The following is a 26294-nucleotide window of genomic DNA, read 5'->3' as shown; positions in this document are numbered from 1 at the left end:
CCCCCCAATCTGCGTCCCATGTCACACACCCTGCCCCTGTCCGCCCCTTCCCCGCTGGCCCCGCGCCTTTCTGACCTGGCCTTGCTTCTGGTCGCCGTGGTGTGGGGCACCAGCTATGGCGTGGCCAAGGGGGCCCTGGTGTTCTACCCGGTGCTGGGTTTTTTGGCCGTGCGCTTCCTCCTGACCTTTGTGGTGCTGCTCCCGGCCCTGCTGCGCGCCACTGGGCCCGAGCGGCGCGATGCGTTGGTGGCCGGCCTGCCGCTGGGTGGGCTGATGCTGGGCATTTTTCTGTGCGAGACCTTTGGCCTCGCGCTCACGCAGGCCAGCAATGCCGCGTTTCTGATCAGTCTGTGCGTGGTGTTCACACCGTTTGCCGAGTGGTGGCTGCTGCGCCAGCGGCCCGAGCGTGCGATGTTTGGTTTTGCCGCCGTCTCGCTGCTCGGCGCAGCCCTGCTCAGCGGGGGGTACACCGGCCAATGGGGTTGGGGCGACGCGCTGATGCTGGCGGCCGCCGTGCTGCGTGCCATCACCGTGTGCCAGACCACGCGGCTCACCCGCCGCCGCAACGCGCCCGTGCTGGCCCTCACGGCGGTGCAGTCGGGCGTGATCGGGGTGGGCTGCCTGGTGCTGGCGCTGGCTTTGCCGGGCAAGCTGCCCCCGCTGCCGTCGCTCACCCAAGCCAGCGCTTTCTGGTGGGCCTGCGTCTACCTAGTGGCGGGCTGCACGGTGTTTGCCTTTGTGGCCCAGAACTGGGCACTGCGCCACAGCTCGCCCACGCGGGTGGGCTTGCTGACCAGCAGCGAGCCCGCCTTTGGCGCGCTGTTTGCGGTGTTCTGGCTGGGCGAGCAGCTCAGCGTCACGGGCTGGGTGGGCGGTACACTCATCGTGGGGGCCGCCCTGTGGACGATGGCGCGGCGGGATAATGCGCGGCATTGACTGCCTGCTTGCCCGCCACTCGATCCAATCACTACCAATTTGATAGCTGCTCGGGCATGAAACACCGGCGCTATTGCCCGTTTTACCTTGAAACCAACGCCCCCACCGGCTGCCGCTGCGCCCACAGCCACATCGCTGCGCCACCCACGATCATGGGCACACACAGCCACTGTCCCATGCTCATGCCCAGCGACAGGATGCCCAGGAAGGCGTCGGGCTCGCGGAAGTATTCGGCAATGAAGCGGAAAACACCGTAGCCAAACAGGAAGGCGGCGGCCACTTGGCCGGGGCGGCGCTCCTTGCGGGCATACAGCCACAGCAGGATGAACAGCAGCAATCCTTCCATCAGGAACTGGTAGACCTGCGACGGATGGCGCGGCTGCATGGAGCCGCTGTGCGCAAACACCATGCCCCAGGGCAGGTCGGGGCTGGCAAAGCGGCCCCACAGCTCCCCATTGATGAAGTTGCCCACACGCCCTGCCGCCAGCCCCGTGGGCACGCAGGGCGCCACAAAGTCGGCCACCTGCAGCCAGGGGCGCCGGCGCGAATGGGCAAACCACAGCATCGAAACCACCACCCCCAGCAGCCCGCCATGGAAGGCCATGCCGCCCTGCCACACGGCAAAAATCTCCAGCGGGTGGCTCAGGTAGTAGCCCGGCTTGTAGAACAGGCAGTAGCCCAGCCGCCCGCCAATGACCACGCCAGCTACCCCCAGAAAGAGGATGTCTTCCACATCCTTGCGCGTCCAGGCACCAGGCCCCGTGATGGAGGCAAAGGGCGGGTGCCGCAGGCGCCGGATGCCCAGCAACATGAACAGGCCAAAGGCCGCAAGATAGGTCAGGCCATACCAGTGCACAGCCAGTGGGCCGATCTGCAGGGCGACGGGGTCGATGTGGGGATAGGTCAACATGGTGGCGGGTATTGTGCCCGCGCTGACGATGACCCCGCACGCAGGGCTGCATGCTCCGGGCAGGACCATCGGGCGACCGCAGCCGCGCCAGGGCGATCCGCTGGAGCTATACACCACGTTTCTGAGAAAAAAGCCGAGCAAGCGCTAGTCCGTCATGCGCCGACAGCTATCAAAAGTGGAGCAAAAACAAAAAAGCCGCGCCCTCCAGGCGCGGCTTCGGTGCGGCGGCAGGGCTCCTGGCCCTGCAAGGCTGCCCCTCAGTCGTCCAGCAGCGACAAATCGCGCACGGCGCCCTTGTCGGCAGACATCACCAGCTTGGCATAGGCCTTGAGCGCGGCCGACACCTTGCGCGGGCGCGGCTGCGCAGGCTTCCAGCCCTTGGCGTTCTGCGCTTCGCGGCGCTTGGCCAGTTCTTCATCGCTCACCAGCACGTTGATCGTGCGGTTGGGGATGTCGATGCGGATGCGGTCACCGTTCTGCACCAGTCCGATGGCACCGCCCGCAGCGGCTTCCGGCGAGCAGTGGCCAATCGACAGGCCCGAGGTGCCGCCCGAGAAGCGCCCGTCCGTCAGCAGCGCGCAGGCCTTGCCCAGGCCCTTGGACTTGATGTAGCTGGTGGGGTAGAGCATTTCCTGCATGCCAGGGCCGCCCTTGGGGCCCTCATAGCGCACGATGACCACGTCACCGGCCTTGACCTTGTCGGCCAGGATGTTGGCCACGGCTTCGTCCTGCGACTCGGTGACATGGGCCGTGCCCTCGAACACCAGGATGCTTTCGTCCACACCGGCCGACTTGACCACGCAGCCGTCCACCGCGATGTTGCCGGTCAGCACGGCCAGGCCGCCCTCTTTGCTGAAAGCGTGGTCGTACGAGCGGATGCAGCCCTCGGCGCGGTCCAGGTCCGGGCTGGGCCAGCGCGTGTTCTGGCTGAACGCCACCTGGGTGGGGATGCCTGCGGGGCCCGCCATGTAGAAGGTGCGCACGGCCTCGTCCTGCGTGCGCACGATGTCCCACTGGTCCAGCGCGTCCTTGAGCGTGGCGGTGTGCACCGTGGGCACGTCGGTGTGCAGCTTGCCTGCACGGTCCAGCTCGCCCAGGATGGCCATGATGCCGCCAGCACGGTGCACGTCTTCGATGTGATACTTGTTGGTGTTGGGCGCCACCTTGCACAGCTGCGGCACCACGCGCGAGAGGCGGTCGATGTCGGCCATGGTGAAAGGAATCTCGGCCTCGCTCGCAATGGCCAGCAGGTGCAGGATGGTGTTGGTGGAGCCGCCCATGGCGATGTCCAGCGTCATGGCGTTTTCAAACGCCTTGAAGCCCACCGAGCGGGGCAGCACGCGTTCGTCATCCTGCTCGTAATACTGTTTGGCGATCTCGACGATGCGGCGACCGGCGCGTTTGAAGAGCCGCTCGCGGTCGGCATGGGTGGCCACCACCGTGCCGTTGCCGGGCAGCGACAGGCCCAGCGCCTCGGTCAGGCAGTTCATGGAATTGGCGGTGAACATGCCCGAGCACGAACCGCAGGTGGGGCAGGCCGAGCGCTCGACCTCGGCCACATCGGCGTCGGAGTAGTTGGTGTCGGCGGCAATCACCATCGCGTCCACCAGGTCGAGCTTCTTGAACTCCATGACCTTGGTGACCGGGTTGGCCAGGCGGGTCTTGCCCGCTTCCATCGGGCCACCCGAAACGAAGATCACCGGAATGTTCAGGCGCATGGCGGCCATCAGCATGCCGGGGGTGATCTTGTCGCAGTTGGAAATGCAGACCATGGCGTCGGCGCAGTGCGCGTTGACCATGTACTCGACCGAGTCGGCAATGATGTCGCGGCTGGGCAGCGAATACAGCATGCCGTCGTGGCCCATGGCAATGCCGTCGTCCACGGCAATGGTGTTGAACTCCTTGGCCACGCCGCCAGCGGCTTCGATCTCGCGGGCCACCAGCTGGCCCAGGTCCTTCAGGTGCACGTGGCCGGGCACGAACTGGGTGAACGAATTGACCACCGCGATGATCGGCTTGCTGAAGTCATCGTCTTTCATGCCGGTGGCGCGCCACAGGGAACGCGCGCCTGCCATGTTGCGACCGGCGGTGGAGGTTTTGGAACGGTAGATGGGCATCGTGCTGGCTTCTGGAAAATCGCTGAAAAGGAAGCGGGCCGCAGGAATAAAGGCCCCTCGCGCACCCGTGCAACCAACCTCTTGAGCCGTGCCGGGGGCAAACCCATCAATTATCGCCCAGCCCCACAGGCCCGCCCGGGGCGGTGGCGTTGGGGATTGCGGGGGCAGCCCCCACGCGCTGCGACGGCGCTGGCAGAATGATCCATTCTGCTCCAGCCCCAACCCCAAGACCAGGACGCCCCACGATGACCGACTCCAGCAAGCCCTCCGCACCCATCAACCGCCGCAGCGCCAACATCACCCAGGGCAAGTCGCGCGCACCCAACCGCTCCATGTACTACGCCATGGGCTACGAGGAAGGCGACTTCGTGAAACCCATGGTGGGCGTTGCCAACGGCCACAGCACCATCACGCCCTGCAACAGCGGCCTGCAGAAGCTGGCAGACGCGGCCATCGCGGGCATCGAAGAAGCGGGCGGCAACGCCCAGGTATTCGGCACCCCCACCATCAGCGACGGCATGGCCATGGGCACCGAAGGCATGAAGTACAGCCTGGTGAGCCGCGAAGTCATCAGCGACTGCATCGAAACCTGCGTGGGCGGCCAGTGGATGGATGGCGTGCTGGTGGTGGGCGGCTGCGACAAGAACATGCCCGGCGGCCTGATGGGCATGCTGCGCGCCAACGTGCCCGCCATCTATGTCTATGGTGGCACCATCCTGCCCGGCCACTACCAGGGCAAGGACCTGAACATCGTGAGCGTGTTCGAGGCCGTGGGCGAGAACGCAGCGGGCAAGCTGAGCGACTTTGACCTGAAAGAAATCGAGAAACGCGCCATCCCGGGCACGGGCTCGTGCGGCGGCATGTACACCGCCAACACCATGAGCAGCGCGTTCGAGGCCCTGGGCATCAGCCTGCCCTATTCGTCCACCATGGCCAACCCGCACGACGAGAAGATGAACTCGGCCAAGGAGTCGGCCAAGGTGCTGATCGAGGCCATCAAGAAGGACATCAAGCCGCGCGACATCGTGACCCGTAAATCCATCGAGAACGCCGTGGCTGTGATCATGGCCACGGGCGGCTCGACCAACGCGGTGCTGCACTTCCTGGCGATTGCCCATGCGGCAGGCGTGGAGTGGAGCATCGACGACTTCGAGCGCGTGCGCGTGAAGACGCCTGTGTTGTGCGACCTCAAGCCCAGCGGCAAGTACCTGGCGGTGGATCTGCACCGCGCAGGGGGCATCCCTCAGGTCATGAAGGTTTTGCTCAATGCGGGCCTGCTGCATGGCGACTGCCTCACCATCGAAGGCAAGACGATTGCCGAGGTGCTGAAGGACGTGCCGGACGAGCCCCGCGCCGACCAGGACGTGATTCGTCCTATCGACAAGCCTATGTACGCGCAAGGCCACCTGGCCATCCTCAAGGGCAACCTGAGCCCCGAAGGCGCAGTGGCGAAGATCACGGGTCTGAAGAACCCCGTCATCACCGGCCCGGCCCGCGTGTTTGACGACGAACAATCGGCATTGGAAGCCATCCTGGCGGGCAAGATCAAGGCCGGTGACGTGATGGTGCTGCGGTACCTGGGCCCCAAGGGCGGCCCCGGCATGCCAGAAATGCTGGCACCCACCGGTGCGCTGATCGGCGCAGGCTTGGGTGAGAGCGTGGGCCTGATCACCGATGGCCGCTTCTCCGGCGGCACCTGGGGCATGGTGGTCGGCCACGTGGCGCCCGAGGCCGCAGCCGGAGGCACGATTGCTTTCGTCAACGAGGGCGACAGCATCACCATCGACGCACGCCAGCTGCTGCTGGAGCTGAACGTGCCCGAGGCAGAAATCGCCAAGCGCCGCGCCGCCTGGACCGCCCCTTCCCCACGCTATACCCGTGGTGTGCAAGCCAAGTTTGCGTTCAACGCATCCAGCGCCAGCAAGGGAGCGGTGCTGGACGCCTATTGATTGCCGAGGCAAAAGACTGAAGGGCTGCGACGCAGCGGCATGTTCTGCCCCAGCGAGGAATCGGCTGCGCCCTCACCCGCGTCTGACTGCAGGCGGGGCTGGAGCTCCCTTTAAATTGGGTGCCGCTTGGATCGCCACCGAATCCATTGGTCAGTCACCATCCGCAATGGTGCAGTCAGACGCCACGACCAGCTCATACGCATCAGCTCCACCTCTTTTCGGACGGCAGCAGTCACCGCGGCCTCGCGCGCGGTGACATCGCGCACCAGCCGAAGCGTGTTGACGCGCATCCGGTCTGCAGGCGTCGCATCACAGGCGTTTTCATGCCCCTGTCCCCGCGCGCCGTCTACGATCTCGCCAATATCGAAAAAGGCCAGCGGCTGCTCCGCGCAGGTGACGACCATCAAGCCCCAGGGCTCGTGCACATCAATGCCCTTGGGGCCACCTTCACGGGGGTTGTGATGGCCTTGCTGAAACACTGCGTCATCCAGCACCCGTATCGAACGGTGCGGTTCAGGCAGATCCTGCCACCCCGGCACAGCGCGGTAGAACACCGCTACGGTGGGGGCTCCCGCGTCCGCAACAAGCAAGATGCGACCGCCCGCAACAAAGCACAGGCCATGGGGATAGTGGACTCCACCGAGTTGCACTGCCGGCTCCTTGCCGGGATCAAGAAACTCGTCATTGCGGTAGAGCGCTACTGCGTGATGATCGTGATTGCTGACGGCCACCCACTCCCCGTTGGCGTCTAACGCTATCCCGTCCGGCAACTCCAGCCCCTTGTGCATGAGCTGTTGGGCGTCCAGATGGGCAAAGCCGCTCGCGGCATCCAGCAGATGATGGGTTACGTAATGGGAAAAGCCGTTGCATACCCAAAGTTCGTGCAGGTCCGCGCCCAGATCACGTATGCACAAGCTTCCAGGAGTGCTGAGGAGTTCTGTCTCACGCTTACCGATCACCGCCACCGGCCGAAGGTCGCATGCCGAGGTCAGGCCATCTGCCTCAGGCACTTTGAATAGTGAAACATTGCCCTCTCGGCTGGCAACTGCGATGACACTATTGCCCACCCAGCAAACGCCGTGGGGGCGTCTAAGACTAGTGGAGGATATCTCCACCGCATCCGTCAGACAAACCACCTGCCGACCACTCTCGAGCTGACAGTCCAGCCCCACGACAAGCAAACGATCCAGAGTGATTGCAGCAAGTACCAAGCGGCGTCCATCGGGCGACCAGCTCACATCTTCGGTTCGCCCCATCGACAGCACGGCATCGAGCAATTCTTGAGGGCCCGTACATGCCACTCTCACTACAGCACTCCTTGCTGCTGGTTATGAAAAGCCAGGGCTTCATCCACGGGTCCGTCCATCACGATGCGTCCATCCTTCATGACCAATGCGCGATTGCAGAAGCTCTTGAGAATGACCTCGTTGTGGGACGCCAGCACCAGGATGGAAACCTGCTCAATCAGGCCATTGATGCGATCCTTGGCCTGGCTGAAAAATTGTGCGTCACCGGCACCAATCATTTCATCCATCAGCAAAATATCGGGAACGACGCTGGTGGACACAGCAAATGCCAACCGCAAGAGCATGCCCTGGGAGTACGTTCTCACAGGCAACTGCAGATGTTCTCCAAGTTGGGTGAACGTCTCTACTGAAGGGATGAGATCCATGGCCTGCCTGCGCGTCAGCCCCATGACGATGCCCCGCATGATGATGTTGTCGTAGCCGGTGGCGTCGACATCCATGCCCAGCATGATGTCCGTTAGGGCTGCCACTCTGCCACCGAAATTCAGTTCGCCTTGCATGGGCTCGTAGACACCGGACAGCACACGCAGCAGCGTGGTCTTGCCAGCGCCATTGGATCCGATCAGGCCGACACGGTCGCCAGGTCGCAGAGACAGATTCACGTCGCGCAGCGCATGCACACTGACCTGTCGCAAACCACTGGATTCCACGCGCGCCTTCTCGCGCCGGGGAAGCCCCAGCACCGTGTTGAGCAACCCCCGAGACCTTGCGGTGAACACGGGAAAATCAATCGATACGCCAGTCAACTGGATATGGGCCATATTTGGATGCTGCAAGGGAACGGGGATTACAACCAGTACACAATCCGCCGACGGATCGCCACGTATTGCCAGAAGAAAATCAAGGCCAGCAGCAGAATCACCCCCAACGCGGCGCCCCAGCTGCTGGGACTTGGGACGGATCCCATAAGGGGGCTACGCATCAGCTCCAGAAACAGCGCCAAAGGGTTGAGATGCACCACCCACTGTGCGCGCTCAGTCAGCTGGTCGGGCACCCACAGAACAGGTGTCACAAAAAAGCTCACCTGCATCAGGCTGCCGAGCGCTACCGTCACATCACGAAAACGAGCCGCCAATCCCCCAAGGATGGCGACGGTGAAAGTGGCTGCCAGCAGAGTCATCAAGGAGGCTCCCAGCAATGCTCCCCACTGCACGTCCCCCAAGCGTCCCGCCCACAACAACACTGCAAGCACAATCACTGCACTGTGCAGCATCAAGATGGTGCATCGGAACACGGTGCGAAAGACAAAGGCCATCTTCGGGTAGGGCGTCTGCTTCAGGAAGGCATCCGACGCGATGTACGTTAGCGCGCCTTCATTGATCAGGGCGCTGAAATACCCGAACAGCACATGCCCCGCACAGAAATATGGCAGGTACCAGTCAGCCGGATACTTGAAAAGCTGCGCGCCAATCAAGCCGAATGCCACGATGAAGAGGGCCGTATTGAACGTAATCCACACTGGCCCCAGAAACGTCCGCCGATACTGCTTGGCAACATCATTCCAGCCCATGAAACACCAAAAGCGCCACGCCAACATGGCATTCCAGACATCTCGTCCGAGCAGTTGAACCTGGCGCTGGCGCGCAGACATGGTTGGCGCTGTGGGATGTGTTGTCATCGCAAAAAAGTTAAATCATCGACTCGTAAACGCGCAGCGTCTTCTCGGCACATGCTTGCCAGGTAAATCCACGCACGCGCTCACGTCCGCGAACCCGCAGTTGGCCGGCCAGTCCGGGGTCCTCAATGATTCGACACATCGCATCCGACAGCTCGTCAATACGCAGGGGGTCTATCAGCAGCGCCGCATCGCCTGCAACCTCCGGAATGGAGGTCGTGTTGGAGGTCACCACAGGCACGCCTGCAGCAAAGGCCTCCAACACGGGTAAGCCAAACCCTTCATGCAAAGACGGAAACACCAACGCCGTCGCGCACTTGATGACCACCTGAAGCTCAGCATCTGGCAGGTGCCCTAACCACCGCACATGCTTTAGTTGTCCGCCAGTCAAGCGGTTTACGACGTCCTCACACCCCCAGCCTGGCTTGCCGACAATAATCAGAGGGCACTCCCTCTGCACATGTTCGGGAAGGTTGGCATGGGCACACAGGAGGCGTCCGATGTTCTTGCGCGGCTGCAAGGTGCCGACACACACAAAATAGCGATCCTTCGGAAGCAAATAACGCGACCGGACGGCAGCTTCCTGGGTTTGTTCAACCGGTACAAACCACTGCGCCCCCACGCCCAACGGGATAGCGGTGATCCGGTCCTCAGGAATTCGAAAATGGGAAGTGATCTCTTGGCGGGAATACTCTGAGATAGTTATGACGTGCTGCGCCCAGAACGCAGTCCGCCGCCACAGTTCATTTTTCAGGCTTTTGAAACTGTATCGAACCCATTCCGGATGGGATAGCGGTATGGCATCAAATATTGTCGCCACGGTTGGGATACCAGGTAGACGAGGCACCAGATGGTCTGAAGCATGGACCAGATTAATTCCGCTACCGAGCACGCTGCGTGCCTGATTAAAGTTTATCCAAGGAAGAAAGGCAGCTAGTGCTTGCTGACGAAAGGATCCCAGAGAAACAGCAGGTACCTCCCCGACCCAAGCACTAGCAGGAAGATCAAAGAGATAAGGCTGCAATGCCACAGACTCTGGCATGGCCGCCATTAACTCGCGGGTATAGGTGCCGATTCCATCTACCCCTCCCTGTCGCGTGCACCGTGCAAGTACGCTGACGCCAAAAGCAACTTTCATCGCACCCATTCGCAAAACAGCCGTCACTCTGAACAGCGATCAAATACAAAATAGCCTACGCCGCATTGGTGCGCAGCAAATCTGCTTCAACCATCATCTGACAGATCTGCTCCAGCGTAGTATTCGCCTGCCAGCCCAGATCAGTACGTGCTTTGGTAGCGTCGCCCACTAGGTGATGGACATCGGCAGGACGATAGAAAGTCGCATCAACACTCGCAACAACACGACCAGTCTCCGCATTTATCGCAACTTCCGAGGCCCCGCTTCCTACAAACTCCAACTCGACGCCAATGACCGAAAATGATATGCGCAAAAGATCTCTAACAGACCGTCGGCGGCCCGTAGCTAAAACGTAGGTATCCGGCCGGTCAGCCTGCACCATCAACCACATGCCTTCGACATACTCAGCCGCGAAACCCCAGTCGCGGTGAGCGTCCAGATTTCCAAGTCTCAATACGCCTTCATGCCTATTTGCAGCGAGAGCTACTGCGCTGGATATTTTCCGTGTTACAAACTCAGTGCCCCGAAGGGGACTTTCGTGATTGAAAAGGATACCGCTGACAGCGTGCAAACCGTAGAGCTCCCGATATTTGACTGTCATACGATGGGCAAATAGCTTGGAAACTGCATAAGGGCTGCGTGGTCTAAAGGGAGTTAGCTCATCCTGTGGTGACGACTCCGCATCGCCAAACATCTCCGAAGAACTGGCTTGGTAATAGCGTACTTCAGTGTCCACGAGGCGGATAGCCTCCAGCAGATTCAGTGCACCCTGGCCATTAATCAAATCAGTGGTTGCAGGGCTGTCAAAGCTCGATCCGACAAAACTCAGCGCAGCCAAGTTATACAGTTCGTCAGGACGAAAATTCTGCATAAGCTCAACCGCAGATTTCGAATCCGCGAGGTCAAAATCGACGAGGAGAAAACAAGGATGGTCAAGCACGCCTAGCTCACGAAGGCGCCAAGTATTCACTATGCTCGCCCTTCGGTGAGTTCCTATGACCTGATACCCCTTCTTCAACAGAAAATCTGCCAAGTAGGCACCATCTTGCCCAGTTACACCCGTTACGACGGCTTTCTTATGACGAGCAACGATGATTGACTCTTTGCTGCACACAGCTTTGGAAATGCCCTCTTCGGGCGAAAAAACAGGGCTTTTAAGGGCCATCTTGTCAGCGCGGTTTGCGCGGGCGAATGCCCAGTGCTTCCTTGTGTTTGTTGATGCGGTCCTTCTTGCGCTGATCCATCTTTTCCATGGCCTTGCGCTTGGTGTAGCCGGTGGAATCAGCCCAGGCCCACCACAGCGCTGTGGCCGCGAAGGGCGCCAGCACCCACCACCACGACCACGTGGCCACGGGGCCGATCTCGAAATATTTCAGTGCCAACATGAGAAGGGACAGACCCAGCAGATACATCGCTCTCTCCAAAGAATGCCGCGAAAAGCGGGATTGACCAGGGACAACTGCGTGTCAACCCAAGTCACTACAATCGCATTAAAAGCACTGTAACTCAACCACAGGAATTCCCACCATGAAGCGTTCCCTGATCACACTCGCCTTGACGCTGTCGGTTGCGGCACCCGCGATGGCCGACCTGGCCTTGGCCACCTCCAAGAACTGCATGGCTTGCCACGCAGTGGACAAGAAACTGGTGGGGCCGGCCTACAAGGACGTGGCAGCCAAATACGCTGGCCAGAAGGACGCCGTGGACAAGCTGGCTGCCAAGATCGTCAAGGGTGGCTCTGGCGTGTGGGGCCCAGTACCCATGCCCGCCAATGCGCAAGTGAGTGACGCCGAAGCGAAGAAGCTCGCTGCCTGGGTACTGACGCAAAAGTAATTTGCCGCCCTTGTGGTGGCCGCGGTTTCTACCGCCCCGGCCCCAGCAAAAAGCCGCGCACGATCAGTGACGCGGCTTTTTTAATGCCTGCAGACGACGCCCGTTTGACCCCTGAGTTCGCAGACCGTACCTGCGCCTTCCAGGACATCACCCACAGGATAGGCCCTACACGATGGGGGTCACCAGCGAATTGCGGGAGCGCAGCTGCTGCTCCAGCTGGCCCACATAGGCCGCGGTGGTGTTGTCAGACTCCTCGGCCCGGGCAGCCAGGCGGGCTTCCAGGTGGTCCAGCCGTGCCAGAACCGCCGCATGGGCCTGACTGTGCTGGATTTCAAGGAATGTACGCAGCTCCGTGAAGCGGGACGCCTCGGCCTTGTCAGCCAGCTCGCGCTGGGCCTGCATCTCTTTGGTGTGGCGGCGGGTTTCGAGCAGTACGGAGCCCTGCAGCGACAACACGTAGGCCACGAAGAAGATGCCCAACAAGGCGGTAAGCGCCAGCATGAGCAACCCGAGCGGCGCTTCAAATGACACCACCCCCAGCGATACCAGGGAAGGGGCGGCCAGCGCAGGCCAGTTCAATGCAGCCAGTGCAGCAATCACCAGCACCGTCAACAGCAAAACGATGGAACGCAAGTGCATGGGAAATCTCCGGTCAGCAGCGTCCGGCCAGGGTGGCCGATCACGCCATGCTGCCGTTGTAACGCATACACGGGTAATTGCTGCTAGCGCAGGAGTGATTGGAGATCACGTCCTACAAAGCGCGCTGCAGGCCCGCCGGGTGAGCGGGCCCGCTGCTTCGATCACGTACCGGGGTGATCAACGAGTTTTGTGGCCACATCACATCGCTGCAGGATATGAGTGTCCCCAAACCCCGCAAGCGCTCCGCGCGGGCGCCTGCGGCTCCCTTCTTGATCAATTGGCCTTCGCCAATTGATCAAGAATTGCCGGATTCTCCAACGTGCTGGTGTCCTGGGTGATGGCCTCGCCCTTCGCGATGCTGCGCAGCAGGCGGCGCATGATCTTGCCGCTGCGGGTCTTGGGCAGGTTGTCGCCAAAGCGGATGTCCTTGGGCTTGGCAATGGGGCCAATCTCCTTGGCCACCCAGTTGCGCAGCTCGTTGGCGATCTGCTTGGCTTCCTCGCCGGTGGGGCGCGAGCGCTTGAGCACCACAAACGCACAGATGGCTTCACCGGTCACGTCGTCAGGGCGGCCCACCACGGCGGCCTCGGCCACCAGATCCGTCTTGGCGACCAGGGCGGATTCGATCTCCATCGTGCCCATGCGGTGACCGGACACGTTCAGCACGTCGTCAATGCGGCCGGTGATGCGGAAGTAGCCCCGGTCGGCACTGCGCACCGCGCCGTCGCCTGCCAGGTAGTAGCCCTTGAGTTCTTCGGGGAAGTAGCTCTTCTTGAAACGCTCGGGGTCGTTCCAGATGGTGCGGATCATGCTGGGCCAGGGGCGCTTGATGACCAGGATGCCACCGGCGCCATTAGGCACGTCGTTGCCCATTTCGTCCACGATGGCCGCGGTGATGCCGGGCAAAGGCAGCGTGCAGCTGCCGGGCACCAGCGGCGTAGCGCCGGGCAGCGGGGTGATGACATGACCGCCGGTTTCGGTCTGCCAGAAGGTGTCCACGATGGGGCAGCGTTCGCCGCCCACGTTCTTGTGGTACCACATCCAGGCTTCGGGGTTGATGGGCTCGCCCACGCTGCCCAGGATGCGCAGGCTCGACAGGTCAGAGCGCGCGGGGTGTACCGCCTCGTCAGCCTCGGCAGCCTTGATGAGCGAACGGATGGCCGTGGGAGCTGTGTAGAAGATGGTGCACTTGTGGCGCTCAATCATCTGCCAGAAGCGGCCTGCGTTCGGGAAGGTGGGGATGCCTTCAAAAATGATCTGTGTGGCGCCTGCCGCCAGCGGGCCGTAGGCGACGTAGGTGTGGCCCGTGATCCAGCCGATGTCGGCCGTGCACCAGAACACATCATCGGCGCGCAGGTCAAACGTCCAGTCCATCGTCATCTTGGCCCACAGCAGGTAGCCGCCGGTGCTGTGCTGCACGCCCTTGGGCTTGCCGGTGGAGCCGCTGGTATAGAGGATGAACAAAGGGTGCTCGGCGCCCACGGCCACGGGTGCGCATTCGGTGCTTTGCCCCGCCAGTGCCTCGGCAAAGGTCTTGTCGCGCCCGGCCACCATGTTGCAGGCCGTGGCTGTGCGCTGATAGACAAACACATTGCGGATGGTGTCGCAGCCGCCCATGGCCAGGGCTTCATCGATGATGGACTTGAGCGGCAGCTCTTTGCCACCACGCATCTGGTAGTTCGCAGTGATGACGGCCACGGCACCGGCATCGATGATGCGCTCGTGCACGGCCTTGGCGCTAAAGCCGCCAAACACCACGCTGTGCGTAGCGCCAATGCGGGCGCAGGCCTGCATGGCGATCACGCCCTCAATGGTCATGGGCATGTAGATCAGCACGCGGTCGCCCTTGGCCACGCCATGGGCCTTGAGCGCGTTGGCAAACTGGCTCACGCGGGCCAGCAGTTCCTTGTAGCTGATCTTGGTGACCGTGCCATCGTCGGCTTCAAAGATGATGGCCGTCTTGTTCTCGGTGGCGGTGCCGATGTGGCGGTCCAGGCAGTTGGCCGAGGCATTGAGTTCGCCATCGGCAAACCACTGGAAGAACGGCGCGTTGGACTCGTCCAGCGTGCGGGTGAAAGGCTTGGTCCACTGCAGGTTGCCGCGTGCCTGGCGCGCCCAGAAGCCCTCGAAGTCCTTTTCGGCCTCGGCACACAGTGCGTCATACCCAGCCATGCCGGACACGCGCGCGGCTTTGACGATGGCGTCCGAGGGCGGGAACACGCGGTTCTCAACCAGCACGGACTCGATGGCGGATGTGGGCGCACTCATGGTGTTGTCTCCTGGATCTAATGGGAATTGGAATTGGGCGGTACTGTCGGGCGCGGCACTTACAGGCCACTGACTGGCGCGAAGCTTACAGAGTAAGCCATTGCGGCGCGCCTGTCGCCAAGGGCCGGGCCACCGGCTGCGCAGACCCACCTGCCACCGCAGGGACATGCTGCCCCCCTAAAATCGCGCCTCCTGCAACCCTTTGCGAGTGCCATGTCCTCTCCCCAACACAAGCCCCCAGCGCCACTGCGCCCCCTGCCTTCCATGATCTTCGCGAGCCGGTGGCTGCAACTGCCCCTGTATCTGGGCCTGATCCTGGCGCAGGCGGTGTATGTGTTCCATTTCTGGGTGGAACTGGTGCACCTGATCGAAGCCGCGTTTGGCAACACGGCGGCCCTGCAGAGCCTGGTGTCCAGCATTGGCTACAAGAGTGATTTCCAGGTCACCGCGCTCAACGAGACCATCATCATGCTGGTGGTGCTGGCGCTGATCGACGTGGTGATGATCTCCAACCTGCTGATCATGGTGATCGTCGGCGGCTACGAGACCTTTGTCTCGCGCCTGCACCTCGAAGACCACCCCGACCAGCCCGAGTGGCTGAGCCATGTGAACGCCTCGGTGCTCAAGGTCAAGCTGGCCACCGCCATCATCGGCATCAGCTCCATCCACCTGCTCAAGACCTTCATCAACGCCGCCAACTACGACCTCAAGGTGCTGATGTGGCAAACCATCATCCATGTGGTGTTCCTGCTTAGCGCCCTGGCCATTGCGCTGACCGACCGGCTGATGTCGCACTCGTCGGACCGCCACTGAGCACGGAGACGGTCCCCACGCTCCCCGGCAACGCCGGGGGAGCCTCCTGGACTTGAATATCAGTCAAAAGTGCCGGTAGCGCCGGTTGCATATGCGCCGGCAGCTATCAATTTTGAAGCAAGCACCCTTCGGTACCCAGCGACCTGGGCGCTCCCAGATTTCTCCTCAATCGGTAGGCACAGTGCGGTGCAGACCCACCCGAAGGAGAAATCCATGCCCCCTCTGTCCTCTCTCTCCCCGACCGCAGCCGCGGCGCCAGCACCCGCTGCGGCAGCCTCCCCGTCCACATACACCGCCACCAGCCGCCGCCTGGCATTGAGCGCGCTCGGCTCGCTGGGCGTCGCCTCCCTGTGGGGCTGCGGCGGCGGCAGTGACAGCACCAGCACCGACTCTGGCAGCAGCACGGACTCCGGGTCTGGCACCGGCAGCGGTACCGGATCGGGCACTGGCACCGGAACAGGCACCGGCACAACCACCACCTGCTCCGTCGTCCCCGAGGAAACCGCAGGGCCCTACCCTGCCGACGGCTCCACGGCCAGCAACAACACCTACAACGTGCTCGCGCTCAGCGGCATCGTGCGCTCGGACATCCGCAGTTCAGTGGGTTCGTCCACCCAGGTCAGCGGCGTGCCGCTGACCATCACCATCACGCTGACGAACACCAGCGCCAGCTGCGCGGCGCTGTCGGGCTACGCCATCTACCTGTGGCACTGCACGCAAGACGGCAACTACTCGGTCTACACCTCCAACAACATCGCCGACAACTACCTGCGCGGCGTGCAGGCCACGGACGCCAACGGCACCGTGACCTTCACCACCATCGTTCCGGGCTGCTATGCGGGCCGCATGCCGCACATGCACCTGGAGATCTACCCCACGCTTGCATCGGCCACCAAGGCCGCCAACAAGATCAAGACCACGCAACTGGCCTTCCCCACCGCACTGCTCAGCAGCATCTACAGCAGCAATTCGGGCTACAGCGCCAGCGTGCGCAACCTGGCCTCCATGTCGTTTGCCACGGACAACGTCTTCAGCGATGGCACCACGCTGGAGATGACCACCATGCAGGCCAACACCGGCGGCGGCTACTCGGCCAGCATCACGATCTCGATCGCGGTCTGAGCACCTCGTTTCTTCCATTCACCCTGTTGTTTCGATCTTCAGAAAGACGCCCGATGTTCAAGATCCACACCCTTTTGGCCGCACTGGCCCTGGCATCCATCGCCGCAGCATTCCCCAGCCACGCCCAGCCATCCCGCGGCACGCCGCCCGCCCCGCCACCCGAGGCCTACGCCGCCTGCAAGGGCAAGACCGAAGGCGCCTCCGTCACGCTGACCATGCCCGACGGCAAGAGCCTCGCAGGCACTTGCCGCACAATGGACGGCACCCTGGTGGCCATGCCCGCTGGCGGGCCTGGCTGCCCCGGCGCAGGTGGCCCGCCCCCCGCCCGCTGACCCACCATGCCGCCCCTGCGCTCCCTCGTCCCCGTGCCCCATCTGACGCTGCACCGCAAAGCCTTCATCGCCCTGGCCGCCCTGCTGCTGGCGCTGTTGCTGATCTTTGTGGGGTTCTCGCGCCTGGGCCTGCAGCGGGGCCTGGGGCCGTATGTGGCCGAGATCGAGCTGGCCCGCATGGACTGGCTGGCCGAGCGCCTGCAGGCCCACCACACCCAGGCAGGCGGCTGGGACAGCCTGCGCGGGCAGTCGTCCCTGTGGGGACGGCTGACCCACCCGGGCGGCGGTCCACGCGGGCCGGGTGGCGCCCGCCCCCCCAGCGGCTCGCCGCCCGGCCTCCCGTCGGAGCCTCCTGGCACGGCCAACCCCCCTCCTTCCAATGCCAGTGACAGTGACAGTGGCCGTGGCGCTGACCTTGGCAACAGCCCGCCCCCACCTCCACCCGGCGACCTGCGCCCCCTGGACCGGGGCCCAGCGCCACCCCAGCGCCACCCGGATGACATCTACCCCCGCCTGGGCCTGCTCGATGCACAAGATCAGCTGGTCGCAGGCACACCGCCCCAGCCGGGGGGCGCACGCCTGGCGTTGCGTGGCGCCGGCGGCCAGACCATCGGGCACCTGGTGCTGGCGCCCCCGCAGGGCGTGCGCAGCGAGGCCGACCAGGCCTTTCTGGCCCAGCACCTGGGCTTTGTGGCGTGGACGGGCCTGGCCGGCCTGGCGCTGGCGCTGGTCCTGTCGGGCTGGCTGGCACGGCGCTGGCTGGCCCCGGTCGAGGCCCTGGCCACTGGCGCACGCGGCATTGCGCAGGGCCACCTGCACACCCGCGTGCCCGTGCACGGCAATGACGAGCTGGCCCAGCTGGCCCACACCTTCAACACCATGGCCGAACAACTGGGCAGCATCGAAGCCAGCCGCCGCCAATGGCTGGGCGACGTGGCCCACGAGCTGCGCACGCCCCTGGCCGCCATGCGCGCCGAGATCGAGGCTGTGCAGGATGGCATCCGCCCCTTTGACGACAAGACCGCGCTGCGCCTGCACCGGCAGGTGATGCGCCTGATCCAGCTGGTGGGCGACCTGCGCGCCAGCCTGGATGCGGTGGGCACCAGCGTACCCTCGGCCCAGGTGCCCGTGCACCCGCTGTCGCTGCTGAACGAAGCGCTGGCCTCCATGCGCCCCCGCCTGGCGCAGGCGGGCATCGATGTGGACACCAGCGGCCTGGACGCCCTGGCCGCCCTGGCCGCACCAGGCGCCGCCCAGCCGGCCCCCCTGGTGCGCGGCGACGCGCAGCAGCTGCACCAGGTGTTTTTGAACCTGCTGGAAAACAGCCTGCGCTACACCGACGCGGGCGGCCTGCTGCGCATTGCGGCGCGCCTGCTGCCACCGGCCGATGGAGCCCCCCAGCTGCAGGTGCAGCTGGACGACAGCGCGCCCGGCGTGCCCGCGCACGAGCTGCCCCGTATCTTTGAGCGCCTGTACCGCGCAGAAACCTCGCGCAACCGCGACCACGGCGGATCAGGCCTGGGCCTGGCGATCTGCCGCGCCATCGTGCTCGCCCACGGCGGCACGCTGACGGCCGAGGCCTCGCCCCTGGGCGGGCTGCGCATCACATTGAACTTGCCCCTTCTGGACAACCCGGCACCAGGAGCCCACGCATCCTTGTCGTCGAAGACGAACCCGACATCGCCGCCATCGTGGTGGACTACCTGCGCCACGCGGGCTATGCGGTGGAGCACCAGGCCGAGGGCCGCGCCGCGCTGGCGAGCATGCTCACCACGCCGCCCGACCTCACGCTGCTGGACATCATGCTGCCCGGCATCGACGGGCTGGAGATATTGCGCCAGGCGCGGCGCCACACGCAGCACCCCATCATCATGCTCACCGCCAGGGTGGAAGAGGTGGACCGCCTCATCGGGCTGGAGCTGGGCGCGGACGACTACATCTGCAAGCCGTTTTCGCCGCGCGAGGTGGTGGCCCGTGTCAAGGCCGTGCTGCGCCGCACCGCTGCAGCGCAGGAGGTTTCCTCCGCCAGCACACCACTTGCCGCCTTGATGCTGGACGAGTCGCACTGGCAGGCCACGCTGCATGGCACGCCGCTGGGCCTCACGCGGCGCGAGTTCAAATTGCTGCAGGTGCTGGCGCGCCAGAAGGGGCGCATCTTCTCGCGGGCCCAGCTGCTGGACCAAGCCTATGATGACACGCTGGATGTGAACGAACGCGCCATCGACAGCCACATCAAGAACCTGCGCAAGAAGCTCAAGGCCGCCAGCACGGACGGCAGCGACTGGATCCGCTCGGTGTATGGCGTAGGCTTTGCGCTGGACCCGAACCACGAGGGCACGCCAGCGGCCTGACGGGCAGGCTGCCAGCGACACCCCCCTGGGTCCGATAACTATCAATTTAATAGCTACTCAGGCATGCAGCACTAGCGCTACCGGCGCATTTGGCTCAAAAACGCCCCCCCAAACAGCCCTGCAGACTCAGCGCCCCACCATCTGCGCAGGCACCACCCACTGGTCAAACTGCTCGCCCGTCACATGCCCCGAGGCCACGGCGGCGGCGCGCAGGCTGGTGCCCTCCTTGTGCGCCTTCTTGGCAATGAAGGCCGCCTTGTCGTAGCCGATGTGGGGGTTGAGTGCCGTCACCAGCATCAGCGACTGCTCCACCAGGTCGTTGATGCGCGCCTGGTTGGGCTCGATGCCCACGGCGCAGTGCTCGTTGAAGCTGGCCATGCCATCGGCCAGCAAGCGCACGCTCTGCAAGAAGTTGTGGATCACCATCGGGCGGAACACGTTCAGCTCGAAGTTGCCCGAGGCCCCGCCGATGTTGATGGCCACGTCGTTGCCCAGCACCTGCGCGCACAGCATGGTCAGCGCCTCGCACTGCGTGGGGTTGACCTTGCCCGGCATGATGGACGAGCCCGGCTCGTTCTCGGGGATGGTGATCTCGCCCAGCCCGCTGCGCGGGCCGCTGGCCAGCCAGCGCACGTCGTTGGCAATCTTCATCAGGCTGGCCGCCAGGGTCTTGAGCGCGCCATGGGCATGCACCAGCGCATCACAACTGGCCAGGGCCTCGAACTTGTTGGGGGCGGTGACCAACGGCAGGCCGGTCAGGTCGGCCAGCTCCTTGGCCACGGCCTGCGCATAACCGGCGGGCGCATTGAGCCCCGTGCCCACCGCCGTCCCACCCAAGGCCAGCTCGCCCAGATGGGGCAGCGCGGCGCGCACATGCTGCTCGCCATGCTGCAGCTGCGCCACCCAGCCCGAAATCTCCTGGCCCAGCGTGAGGGGAGTGGCGTCCTGCAGGTGCGTGCGCCCAATCTTCACGATGCTGTCGAACGCCTTCGCCTTAGCCGCCAGCGTGGTGCGCAGGCCGTGCAGCGCGGGCAGCAGGCGGTGCATCAGTGCGTCCACCGCCGCCAGGTGCATCGCGGTGGGGAACACGTCGTTGCTCGACTGGCTCTTGTTCACCTCGTCGTTGGGATGCACCAGGCGCGCTTCACCGCGCGGGCCACCCAGCAGCTCGCTCGCCCGGTTGGCCAGCACCTCGTTCATGTTCATGTTGGTCTGCGTGCCCGATCCGGTCTGCCACACCACCAGCGGAAACTCCTGCAGGTGACCACCTTCGATCACCTCATCTGCCGCCGCAACGATGGCCGTGGTCTTGGCCGCCTCGAGCAGGCCCAGCGCGTTGTTCACATAGGCGCTGGCCCGCTTGACCTGGGCCAGCGCCCGGATCAGCTCCGGCGCCATGCGCTCGCCCGAGATGGCGAAGTGGTGCAGCGAGCGCTGTGTCTGCGCCCCCCACAGGCGCTGGGCAGGCACATCGATGGGGCCGAAGGTGTCTTTTTCGGTACGGTATGCGGTCGCGTCGGGGGTAGAGGTCTTCACGGTGGGGCCTTGCGCGCTCGGTGAGCGGATGGGAATGAATGAAACACCAGCCCGCAGCATACCCACCGAAGGCCATGGCGCGCTACCACCCCCCATCGCCCCTGACAGGCCCGCGCAAGCCCGCCGGGAGATAATTCGGGGTTCGCGTTTTCCCTAAAACCCCCACCGCCATGACCACGACGACCATTCGCCAAGAAGACCTGATCGAATCCATTGCCGGCGCACTGCAGTACATCAGCTACTACCACCCCACCGACTACATCGCCCACCTGGCCCGCGCCTACGAGCGCGAGAAGAGTCCGGCGGCCAAGGATGCGATCGCCCAGATCCTGACCAACAGCAAGATGAGCGCCACCGGCCAGCGCCCCATCTGCCAGGACACCGGCATCGTCAACGTGTTCCTGAAAGTGGGCATGGACGTGCGCTGGGAAGGCTTTACCGGCAGCCTGGACGACGCCATCAACGAAGGCGTGCGCCGGGGCTACAACCACCCCGACAACACGCTGCGCGCCTCGGTCGTGGCCGATCCGCAGTTCGCCCGCAAGAACACCAAGGACAACACCCCTGCCGTGATCTTCACCGAGATCGTGCCCGGCAACACCGTGGACATCACCGTGGCGGCCAAAGGCGGCGGCTCGGAGAACAAGTCCAAGATGTACATGCTCAACCCCGGCGACAACGTGGTGGACTGGGTGCTCAAGACCGTGCCCACCATGGGCGCTGGCTGGTGCCCGCCCGGCATGCTGGGCATCGGCATTGGCGGTACGGCCGAAAAGGCCGTGCTCATGGCCAAGGAAAGCCTGATGGACGATCTGGACATGTACGAACTGCAGGCCAAGGCCGAAGCCGCCAAGACCGGCGGCCCCGCGCTCGACAAGGTCGAAGAGCTGCGCCTGGAACTGTTTGAAAAGGTCAACGCGCTGGGCATTGGCGCGCAAGGCCTGGGTGGCCTGACCACGGTGCTGGACGTCAAGATCAAGATGTACCCCACACACGCAGCCAGCAAGCCCATCGCCATGATCCCGAACTGCGCCGCCACACGCCACGCGCACTTCGTCATGGACGGCTCGGGCCCCGTGTACCTCACGCCCCCCAGCCTGGACCTGTGGCCCAACGTGAACTGGGCGCCCGACTACAACAAGAGCAAGAAGGTCAACCTGGACACGCTGACCAAGGTAGAAGTCGCCAGCTGGAAGCCCGGCGACACGCTGCTGCTCAACGGCAAGATGCTGACCGGCCGCGATGCTGCGCACAAGCGCATCCAGGACATGCTGGCCAAGGGCGAGAAGCTGCCTGTGGACTTCACCAACCGCGTCATCTACTACGTGGGCCCTGTGGACCCCGTCAAGGGCGAGGCCGTGGGCCCTGCAGGCCCCACCACCGCCACGCGCATGGACGGCTTCACCGAGATGATGCTGGCCCAGACCGGCCTGATCGCCATGGTGGGCAAGGCCGAGCGCGGCCCGGTCGCCATCGAGGCCATCAAGAAGCACCAGAGCGCCTACCTGATGGCCGTGGGCGGCGCCGCCTACCTGGTCTCCAAGGCCATCAAGACCGCCAAGGTCGTGGGCTTTGAAGACCTGGGCATGGAAGCCATCTACGAATTCGACGTGGTGGACATGCCCGTGACCGTGGCCGTGGACGCCGGTGGCACCAGCGCCCACATCACGGGCCCGGCCGAGTGGCAAAAGCGCATCGCCTCGGGCGAGTTCAAAGGCATCGGCGTCGCCGCCGCCTGATGCGCGTGGGTGTGGCAGGGCCCGCGAGGTGCCTGACACACCACAAGGTGCAATGACAAGGAACCGCCTTCGGGCGGTTTTTTTGTGACTGCCCCGACGCACATCCATGCATCCGGTTCGGCAAAAATACGGGCTCGACCCGACTCCTCTTCTTCGGCGTTTGCCGCCCCCACCATGCTTTTGAACCACGGGTTTGCACAGCCCCTTCGACAGCCCCTCTACGCCCTGCTGCTGACCACGCTGATCGGCGCCCTGCCCCTGTCCGCCAGTGCCAACCCGCCCATGGTTCCGCAGCGCGACGCACAGACCGCCTTTGGCGGTGCACTGCCTGCCCGCGACGCAGCGCTGCTGGACGCCAGCCTCGAATCCCACATCGAACGCCAACAGCTGCTGAACAGCCAGCACCTGGCGGGCAGCCAACTGCGCACGCTGGACTTTTTCCACAAGACCTTCACCGTGCTCCGTGGCGGCAAGCGCACGGTGTTCGATGCGGAGCTGCTGGGCACGTGGTGGCCCGAAAGCCGTCGCTGGGCATGGGAGGCCGTTGAACGCGTGCCCGACCTGAAAGACCCGAAGCGCCAATCGTTCGCCACGGGCAGTGCGCTCACGCGCCTGTATGGGCGCGAGCACGGCATCGACATCCTGCAGACCGATACCGCGCAGTTGGCGAGCGAAGAGGCTGCCTGGTATCTGTGCGCGTTTGCCGCGCAACTCAACCAGGCCACCGGCGTGCTGGTGAGCATCGGCAGCGAGCTGGTCGCCGGGGGCCAAGAGGGTCAAAAGGCCGTCGTCAAACGCTACTACCTGCTTTCGCACCCGAAGGTCGCGGAAGCAACGCCCAGTGGCAACGGCAAGGCCAAAGCACCCGCACGCTAATCGATCCGCCCCCCGTGCTCCATAGCGTCGCCGGTCATCGCCCAGCCCCGGCCTTGATTGCACAGCCAGAGTTTTGACCCACTCCGTAACAGAACGCAGCGCATACAGCCTGGAGCTGCGGTTTTCCTACAATCCAGCCTTTTGTCCAACCATGGGCTCCCTGATGCAGTCGGCCTCTTCTCCTATCGGTGTTTTTGACAGCGGCGTCGGGGGGCTGAGCGTGCTGCGCGCCCTGTTGGCCGCCATGCCCCACGAGCGCTTCGTGTACCTGGCCGACAGCGGCCACGCCCCCTACGGTGAGCGTGGCGACGCGTATGTGGCCGCCCGCACCCATGCCATCACCCAGTACCTGTGCGAGCAGCATCACATCAAGGCCCTGGTGGTGGCGTGTAACACGGCCACCGCGGCTGCCATTCATGAGGTGCGAAGCAGCCACCCGGAGTTGCCCCTCGTGGGGCTGGAGCCGGCCGTCAAGCCCGCTCTTGCAGTGACAAAAACAGGGCATGTGGGTGTCATCGGCACCCGGGGCACATTGACCAGCGCCAAGTTCGGCAAGCTCATGGCCTCACTGGCCGATCAAGCCCACTTTGTAGTGCAGCCCTGCGATGGTCTGGCGCACGCCATCGAGCGCAGCGTGGCCCTGCCACCCGCCGCCCCCGGCAGTCCGGTCGGTGCCACGGAGACTGGCGCACTGTGCGAACGTTATCTTCAGGCGATGGGCAGTTTTGGTACAGGCCCTGGGCAGATGGACACCCTGGTGCTGGGCTGCACCCACTACATCTTTGTGGCCCACGAGTTGCGCGCACTGGTGGGGCCTGACGTCCAGTTCATTGAGACTGGAGAGCCCGTGGCGCGCCAGACGCGGCGGCTGCTGGAGACCGCAGGCCTGCTCGCTGTGCCCGAGCCATCCAAACCATGCAATCAACCGCCGCCCCTCCAGAGCAACCCATCGGTGCAATTGCTCACCACGGGGCCGGTGTCCATGCTGGAGGCAGCAGCCCAGCGGTGGCTGGACCTGCCCCCCAGCCAGTGCCGGAGCGTTTCAGTTCCCTGATTCAGCCTCTATCTGCTTCTGGTGCATGATCCATATGTACCAGTCGCTATCATTTATGAAGCAACTGGGTGTGACGGCTCTGAGTCTTCAGGACGCGTCACCGCCCCAGAGCCGGGTGCCCGCCTGCTCCATATGGGTGAGGTACAGGCGCAGGTCGAACTCGTACTGGTGGTACTGCGGCTCCATGTGGGTGCAGAGCTGGTAGAAGGCTTTGTCGTGGTCCTTCTCGCGCAGGTGGGCCAGCTCGTGGACAACGATCATGCGCAGGAACTCTTCGGGCGCCTGCTTGAACATCGCGGCAATGCGAATCTCGTGCTTGGCCGCCAGCCGGTTGCCCTGCACACGCGACACCGCCGTGTGCAAGCCCAGCGCGTGGCGCACCACGTGGATCTTGTTGTCAAACAGCACCTTGTTGACCGTGCCCGCATTGCGCAGGTAGCGTGCCTTGAGCTCCTGCGCATAGTCGTAGAGCGCCCTGTCGCTGCGCACGGCATGCGCCTGCGGATACTTGCGCTGCAGAACCGCACCGAGCTTTCCCTGTGCCAGCAGATCGCGCGCCTGGTCCTGCAACGAAGCGGGGTAAGAACGCAGGTACGGAAGATCAGTGCTCATGGGCAACAAGGCAACGACGCGCAGGGCATGGAGTGGCGCGACCACACAGAGGCATCGAAGCGTTAGGAGAATTGACCAAATGCCTGGGAGATATCTGAGGGCGATGCACGGAATGGCGCGCACCACCACTCAGCGCAGCACGCCCACGCAGGTCAGTGCAAGTGACGCGGACGACGGCCACCGCCACCGCCGTGACCACCACCTGGGCCGCCGGGGCCACGCGGGGGCTTGCCGATCTCCAGGGAGTTCACCAAGGCATCAAAGCGCTGGCTGAACAGCTTGTCGATCTCTGCGACCACGCCCCCTAACTCGGCGCCATCAAAGTGGCGCTCCATCATGTTCACCACGTCTTGCACCAGCAGATCACGCTGCACCTGCATGATGGCAGCGGGCGTGGGGCCGACGAAAAGCATCACGAAGTCATCGCGCGACTCGGCGCCCTGCTCTTCTTCGTCTTCATCAAAGTCGGTGTCGTAGAAGGTGACCTCGATGGCCGCGCCTTGCTCCGCCAGCTCATTGAGGCTCATGCACATCTCGTCGAGCGACTGGCGGAAATCCTCGTCACCCCGTACCGTCCAGCACATCTGCAGCAAGTGCTCCTGCGCGTCGTACTTGATGCCAGGTTCTTCCTCATAGGCACTGGCCGCTCCATCGGCCAGCGAACGGGCTCCAGCGTACTTCCACAGGGGTTTGAGCGCCTCCTGGAGCTGGTCAAAACTGACATCAGCGCGCAAGAGAACCTGTCCGTGGACGTGGATTTCGAAGGGAGCGTTGTAACTTGACATGATTGAATCGTAGTGGTGCCCCGAGCCGGGGTCGAACCGGCACGCCCCTTTTCAGGAAAGCGGCGGATTTTAAGTCCGCAGTGTCTACCAATTTCACCATCGGGGCGCCGGCTGCTGAGCGCATACCTGCGTTGCAGCGTAACCCGGGCAGCGCGTGCGCGCAATGCCCTGTCGCATCTCTGGTCGGGACCGCTGTTTGACAACAGCACGCTCCGTACCACCAAGAAAAAAGGGAAGCCTAAGCTTCCCTTTTCAAATATGGAGCGGGAAAAGAGTCTCGAACTCTCGACCTCAACCTTGGCAAGGTTGCGCTCTACCAACTGAGCTATTCCCGCATTTTCTGATTTCTCTAACGTTTCCGT

Annotated in this window: 23 protein-coding genes, 2 tRNA genes and 1 pseudogene; 11 read left to right on the top strand and 15 right to left on the bottom strand. The window is 63.7% G+C overall.

Annotated elements, in window-relative coordinates; translation table 11 throughout:
* Positions 1 to 18 precede the first annotated feature (18 nt).
* A complete protein-coding gene (locus ASD75_RS17370; RefSeq protein ID WP_056747143.1) occupies positions 19 to 936 on the top strand; it encodes a DMT family transporter in 918 nt (305 codons plus the stop codon).
* An 82-nt stretch (positions 937 to 1018) separates the two neighbouring features.
* Here ASD75_RS17370 and lgt read toward each other — a convergent pair whose 3' ends face one another.
* Both lgt and ilvD (ASD75_RS17360) read right to left on the bottom strand, forming a co-directional pair.
* On the bottom strand, positions 1019 to 1846 hold the full coding sequence (lgt, locus tag ASD75_RS17365) for a prolipoprotein diacylglyceryl transferase (RefSeq protein ID WP_056747142.1): 828 nt from the start codon (positions 1844 to 1846) through the stop codon (positions 1019 to 1021).
* A 257-nt stretch (positions 1847 to 2103) separates the two neighbouring features.
* Entirely contained in the window at positions 2104 to 3963 is a 1860-nt protein-coding gene (gene ilvD / locus ASD75_RS17360; protein ID WP_056747141.1) for a dihydroxy-acid dehydratase, read from the bottom strand.
* A 245-nt stretch (positions 3964 to 4208) separates the two neighbouring features.
* On the opposite strand from ilvD (ASD75_RS17360), the gene ilvD (ASD75_RS17355) reads away from it, so the two are divergent.
* Positions 4209 to 5912, top strand: a complete 1704-nt coding sequence (gene ilvD, locus ASD75_RS17355) for a dihydroxy-acid dehydratase (protein ID WP_056747140.1) — start codon at positions 4209 to 4211, stop codon at positions 5910 to 5912.
* 110 nt (positions 5913 to 6022) lie between these two features.
* Here ilvD (ASD75_RS17355) and ASD75_RS23785 read toward each other — a convergent pair whose 3' ends face one another.
* The 6 genes from ASD75_RS23785 to ASD75_RS17315 all read right to left on the bottom strand — a co-directional run bounded on the left by ASD75_RS23785 (position 6023) and on the right by ASD75_RS17315 (position 11384).
* Positions 6023 to 7189 carry a YncE family protein gene (locus ASD75_RS23785; RefSeq protein WP_156401046.1) on the bottom strand — a complete coding sequence of 389 codons (1167 nt, stop codon included), beginning with the start codon at positions 7187 to 7189 and terminating at the stop codon, positions 6023 to 6025.
* A 29-nt stretch (positions 7190 to 7218) separates the two neighbouring features.
* Positions 7219 to 7980: an ABC transporter ATP-binding protein gene (locus ASD75_RS17335; protein ID WP_056747136.1), complete on the bottom strand. Its 762-nt coding sequence runs from the start codon at positions 7978 to 7980 to the stop codon at positions 7219 to 7221.
* A 26-nt stretch (positions 7981 to 8006) separates the two neighbouring features.
* Complete coding sequence (locus ASD75_RS17330) at positions 8007 to 8810, bottom strand: ABC transporter permease (protein WP_056747135.1); 804 nt, start codon at positions 8808 to 8810, stop codon at positions 8007 to 8009.
* A 37-nt stretch (positions 8811 to 8847) separates the two neighbouring features.
* Positions 8848 to 9972, bottom strand: a complete 1125-nt coding sequence (locus tag ASD75_RS17325) for a glycosyltransferase family 1 protein (protein ID WP_056747218.1) — start codon at positions 9970 to 9972, stop codon at positions 8848 to 8850.
* Between the two features lie 55 nt (positions 9973 to 10027).
* Positions 10028 to 11065 carry a GDP-mannose 4,6-dehydratase gene (gmd, locus tag ASD75_RS17320; RefSeq protein WP_369817502.1) on the bottom strand — a complete coding sequence of 346 codons (1038 nt, stop codon included), beginning with the start codon at positions 11063 to 11065 and terminating at the stop codon, positions 10028 to 10030.
* Positions 11066 to 11141: 76 nt separating this feature from the next.
* Positions 11142 to 11384: a TIGR04438 family Trp-rich protein gene (locus tag ASD75_RS17315; protein WP_056747134.1), complete on the bottom strand. Its 243-nt coding sequence runs from the start codon at positions 11382 to 11384 to the stop codon at positions 11142 to 11144.
* A 115-nt stretch (positions 11385 to 11499) separates the two neighbouring features.
* Between ASD75_RS17315 and ASD75_RS17310 the strand changes: the two genes are divergently transcribed.
* Complete coding sequence (locus tag ASD75_RS17310) at positions 11500 to 11805, top strand: c-type cytochrome (protein ID WP_056747133.1); 306 nt, start codon at positions 11500 to 11502, stop codon at positions 11803 to 11805.
* A gap of 165 nt (positions 11806 to 11970) precedes the next feature.
* Here ASD75_RS17310 and ASD75_RS17305 read toward each other — a convergent pair whose 3' ends face one another.
* Both ASD75_RS17305 and acs read right to left on the bottom strand, forming a co-directional pair.
* Complete coding sequence (locus tag ASD75_RS17305) at positions 11971 to 12444, bottom strand: hypothetical protein (protein WP_056747132.1); 474 nt, start codon at positions 12442 to 12444, stop codon at positions 11971 to 11973.
* 273 nt (positions 12445 to 12717) lie between these two features.
* The gene (gene acs, locus ASD75_RS17300; RefSeq protein ID WP_056747131.1) at positions 12718 to 14712 is read right to left on the bottom strand and encodes an acetate--CoA ligase; all 1995 of its coding nucleotides are present in this window, start codon (positions 14710 to 14712) and stop codon (positions 12718 to 12720) included.
* Positions 14713 to 14925: 213 nt separating this feature from the next.
* Between acs and ASD75_RS17295 the strand changes: the two genes are divergently transcribed.
* The 5 genes and pseudogenes from ASD75_RS17295 (at position 14926) to ASD75_RS17275 (ending at position 19330) form a co-directional block, all read left to right on the top strand.
* Entirely contained in the window at positions 14926 to 15525 is a 600-nt protein-coding gene (locus tag ASD75_RS17295; protein ID WP_056064456.1) for a TIGR00645 family protein, read from the top strand.
* A gap of 213 nt (positions 15526 to 15738) precedes the next feature.
* Positions 15739 to 16647 carry an intradiol ring-cleavage dioxygenase gene (locus ASD75_RS17290; protein WP_056747130.1) on the top strand — a complete coding sequence of 303 codons (909 nt, stop codon included), beginning with the start codon at positions 15739 to 15741 and terminating at the stop codon, positions 16645 to 16647.
* Positions 16648 to 16700: 53 nt separating this feature from the next.
* Positions 16701 to 16979 (top strand): hypothetical protein, encoded by a 279-nt coding sequence (locus tag ASD75_RS17285; RefSeq protein WP_056747129.1) that lies wholly within the window; start codon positions 16701 to 16703, stop codon positions 16977 to 16979.
* A gap of 6 nt (positions 16980 to 16985) precedes the next feature.
* Positions 16986 to 18617, top strand: a pseudogene (locus ASD75_RS17280) (ATP-binding protein); the annotation flags it as partial.
* Positions 18587 to 19330 carry a response regulator gene (locus ASD75_RS17275; RefSeq protein ID WP_056747128.1) on the top strand — a complete coding sequence of 248 codons (744 nt, stop codon included), beginning with the start codon at positions 18587 to 18589 and terminating at the stop codon, positions 19328 to 19330. The pseudogene ASD75_RS17280 and the gene ASD75_RS17275, both read left to right, overlap by 31 nt.
* 126 nt (positions 19331 to 19456) lie before the next feature.
* On the opposite strand, the gene fumC is transcribed toward ASD75_RS17275, so the two are convergent.
* Positions 19457 to 20866, bottom strand: a complete 1410-nt coding sequence (gene fumC / locus ASD75_RS17270) for a class II fumarate hydratase (protein WP_056747216.1) — start codon at positions 20864 to 20866, stop codon at positions 19457 to 19459.
* A gap of 170 nt (positions 20867 to 21036) precedes the next feature.
* On the opposite strand from fumC, the gene ASD75_RS17265 reads away from it, so the two are divergent.
* From ASD75_RS17265 to murI, 3 genes are all read left to right on the top strand, one after another.
* Positions 21037 to 22605 (top strand): fumarate hydratase, encoded by a 1569-nt coding sequence (locus ASD75_RS17265; RefSeq protein WP_056747127.1) that lies wholly within the window; start codon positions 21037 to 21039, stop codon positions 22603 to 22605.
* Between the two features lie 174 nt (positions 22606 to 22779).
* Complete coding sequence (locus ASD75_RS17260; RefSeq protein ID WP_056747126.1) at positions 22780 to 23481, top strand: DUF6882 domain-containing protein; 702 nt, start codon at positions 22780 to 22782, stop codon at positions 23479 to 23481.
* A gap of 163 nt (positions 23482 to 23644) precedes the next feature.
* Positions 23645 to 24535: a glutamate racemase gene (murI, locus tag ASD75_RS17255; RefSeq protein WP_056065143.1), complete on the top strand. Its 891-nt coding sequence runs from the start codon at positions 23645 to 23647 to the stop codon at positions 24533 to 24535.
* Positions 24536 to 24622: 87 nt separating this feature from the next.
* On the opposite strand, the gene ASD75_RS17250 is transcribed toward murI, so the two are convergent.
* The 4 genes from ASD75_RS17250 to ASD75_RS17235 all read right to left on the bottom strand — a co-directional run bounded on the left by ASD75_RS17250 (position 24623) and on the right by ASD75_RS17235 (position 26267).
* Positions 24623 to 25147, bottom strand: a complete 525-nt coding sequence (locus tag ASD75_RS17250; RefSeq protein ID WP_056747125.1) for a M48 family metallopeptidase — start codon at positions 25145 to 25147, stop codon at positions 24623 to 24625.
* 152 nt (positions 25148 to 25299) lie between these two features.
* Entirely contained in the window at positions 25300 to 25932 is a 633-nt protein-coding gene (locus ASD75_RS17245) for a DUF6806 family protein (protein ID WP_056064478.1), read from the bottom strand.
* Positions 25933 to 25945: 13 nt separating this feature from the next.
* Positions 25946 to 26038: transfer RNA gene (locus ASD75_RS17240), tRNA-Leu, on the bottom strand.
* 153 nt (positions 26039 to 26191) lie between these two features.
* Positions 26192 to 26267 (bottom strand) — tRNA-Gly (locus ASD75_RS17235).
* Positions 26268 to 26294 lie beyond the last annotated feature (27 nt).

It is taken from the genome of Acidovorax sp. Root568, from assembly GCF_001427445.1.
Lineage (GTDB): Bacteria > Pseudomonadota > Gammaproteobacteria > Burkholderiales > Burkholderiaceae_C > Acidovorax > Acidovorax delafieldii.
This window is presented reverse-complemented; position numbering and strand designations above follow the sequence as displayed.

What these genes read in the sequence shown, in the direction of transcription:
- ASD75_RS17370 (WP_056747143.1), top strand. Translation starts at nt 19, where the DNA reads ATGTCACACACCCTGCCCCTGTCCGCCCCTTCCCCGCTGGCCCCGCGC.
- lgt (WP_056747142.1), bottom strand. Translation starts at nt 1,846, where the DNA reads ATGTTGACCTATCCCCACATCGACCCCGTCGCCCTGCAGATCGGCCCA.
- ilvD (WP_056747141.1), bottom strand. Translation starts at nt 3,963, where the DNA reads ATGCCCATCTACCGTTCCAAAACCTCCACCGCCGGTCGCAACATGGCA.
- ilvD (WP_056747140.1), top strand. Translation starts at nt 4,209, where the DNA reads ATGACCGACTCCAGCAAGCCCTCCGCACCCATCAACCGCCGCAGCGCC.
- ASD75_RS17335 (WP_056747136.1), bottom strand. Translation starts at nt 7,980, where the DNA reads ATGGCCCATATCCAGTTGACTGGCGTATCGATTGATTTTCCCGTGTTC.
- ASD75_RS17330 (WP_056747135.1), bottom strand. Translation starts at nt 8,810, where the DNA reads ATGTCTGCGCGCCAGCGCCAGGTTCAACTGCTCGGACGAGATGTCTGG.
- ASD75_RS17325 (WP_056747218.1), bottom strand. Translation starts at nt 9,972, where the DNA reads ATGAAAGTTGCTTTTGGCGTCAGCGTACTTGCACGGTGCACGCGACAG.
- ASD75_RS17315 (WP_056747134.1), bottom strand. Translation starts at nt 11,384, where the DNA reads ATGTATCTGCTGGGTCTGTCCCTTCTCATGTTGGCACTGAAATATTTC.
- ASD75_RS17310 (WP_056747133.1), top strand. Translation starts at nt 11,500, where the DNA reads ATGAAGCGTTCCCTGATCACACTCGCCTTGACGCTGTCGGTTGCGGCA.
- ASD75_RS17305 (WP_056747132.1), bottom strand. Translation starts at nt 12,444, where the DNA reads ATGCACTTGCGTTCCATCGTTTTGCTGTTGACGGTGCTGGTGATTGCT.
- acs (WP_056747131.1), bottom strand. Translation starts at nt 14,712, where the DNA reads ATGAGTGCGCCCACATCCGCCATCGAGTCCGTGCTGGTTGAGAACCGC.
- ASD75_RS17295 (WP_056064456.1), top strand. Translation starts at nt 14,926, where the DNA reads ATGTCCTCTCCCCAACACAAGCCCCCAGCGCCACTGCGCCCCCTGCCT.
- ASD75_RS17290 (WP_056747130.1), top strand. Translation starts at nt 15,739, where the DNA reads ATGCCCCCTCTGTCCTCTCTCTCCCCGACCGCAGCCGCGGCGCCAGCA.
- ASD75_RS17285 (WP_056747129.1), top strand. Translation starts at nt 16,701, where the DNA reads ATGTTCAAGATCCACACCCTTTTGGCCGCACTGGCCCTGGCATCCATC.
- ASD75_RS17265 (WP_056747127.1), top strand. Translation starts at nt 21,037, where the DNA reads ATGACCACGACGACCATTCGCCAAGAAGACCTGATCGAATCCATTGCC.
- ASD75_RS17260 (WP_056747126.1), top strand. Translation starts at nt 22,780, where the DNA reads ATGCTTTTGAACCACGGGTTTGCACAGCCCCTTCGACAGCCCCTCTAC.
- murI (WP_056065143.1), top strand. Translation starts at nt 23,645, where the DNA reads ATGCAGTCGGCCTCTTCTCCTATCGGTGTTTTTGACAGCGGCGTCGGG.
- ASD75_RS17250 (WP_056747125.1), bottom strand. Translation starts at nt 25,147, where the DNA reads ATGAGCACTGATCTTCCGTACCTGCGTTCTTACCCCGCTTCGTTGCAG.
- ASD75_RS17245 (WP_056064478.1), bottom strand. Translation starts at nt 25,932, where the DNA reads ATGTCAAGTTACAACGCTCCCTTCGAAATCCACGTCCACGGACAGGTT.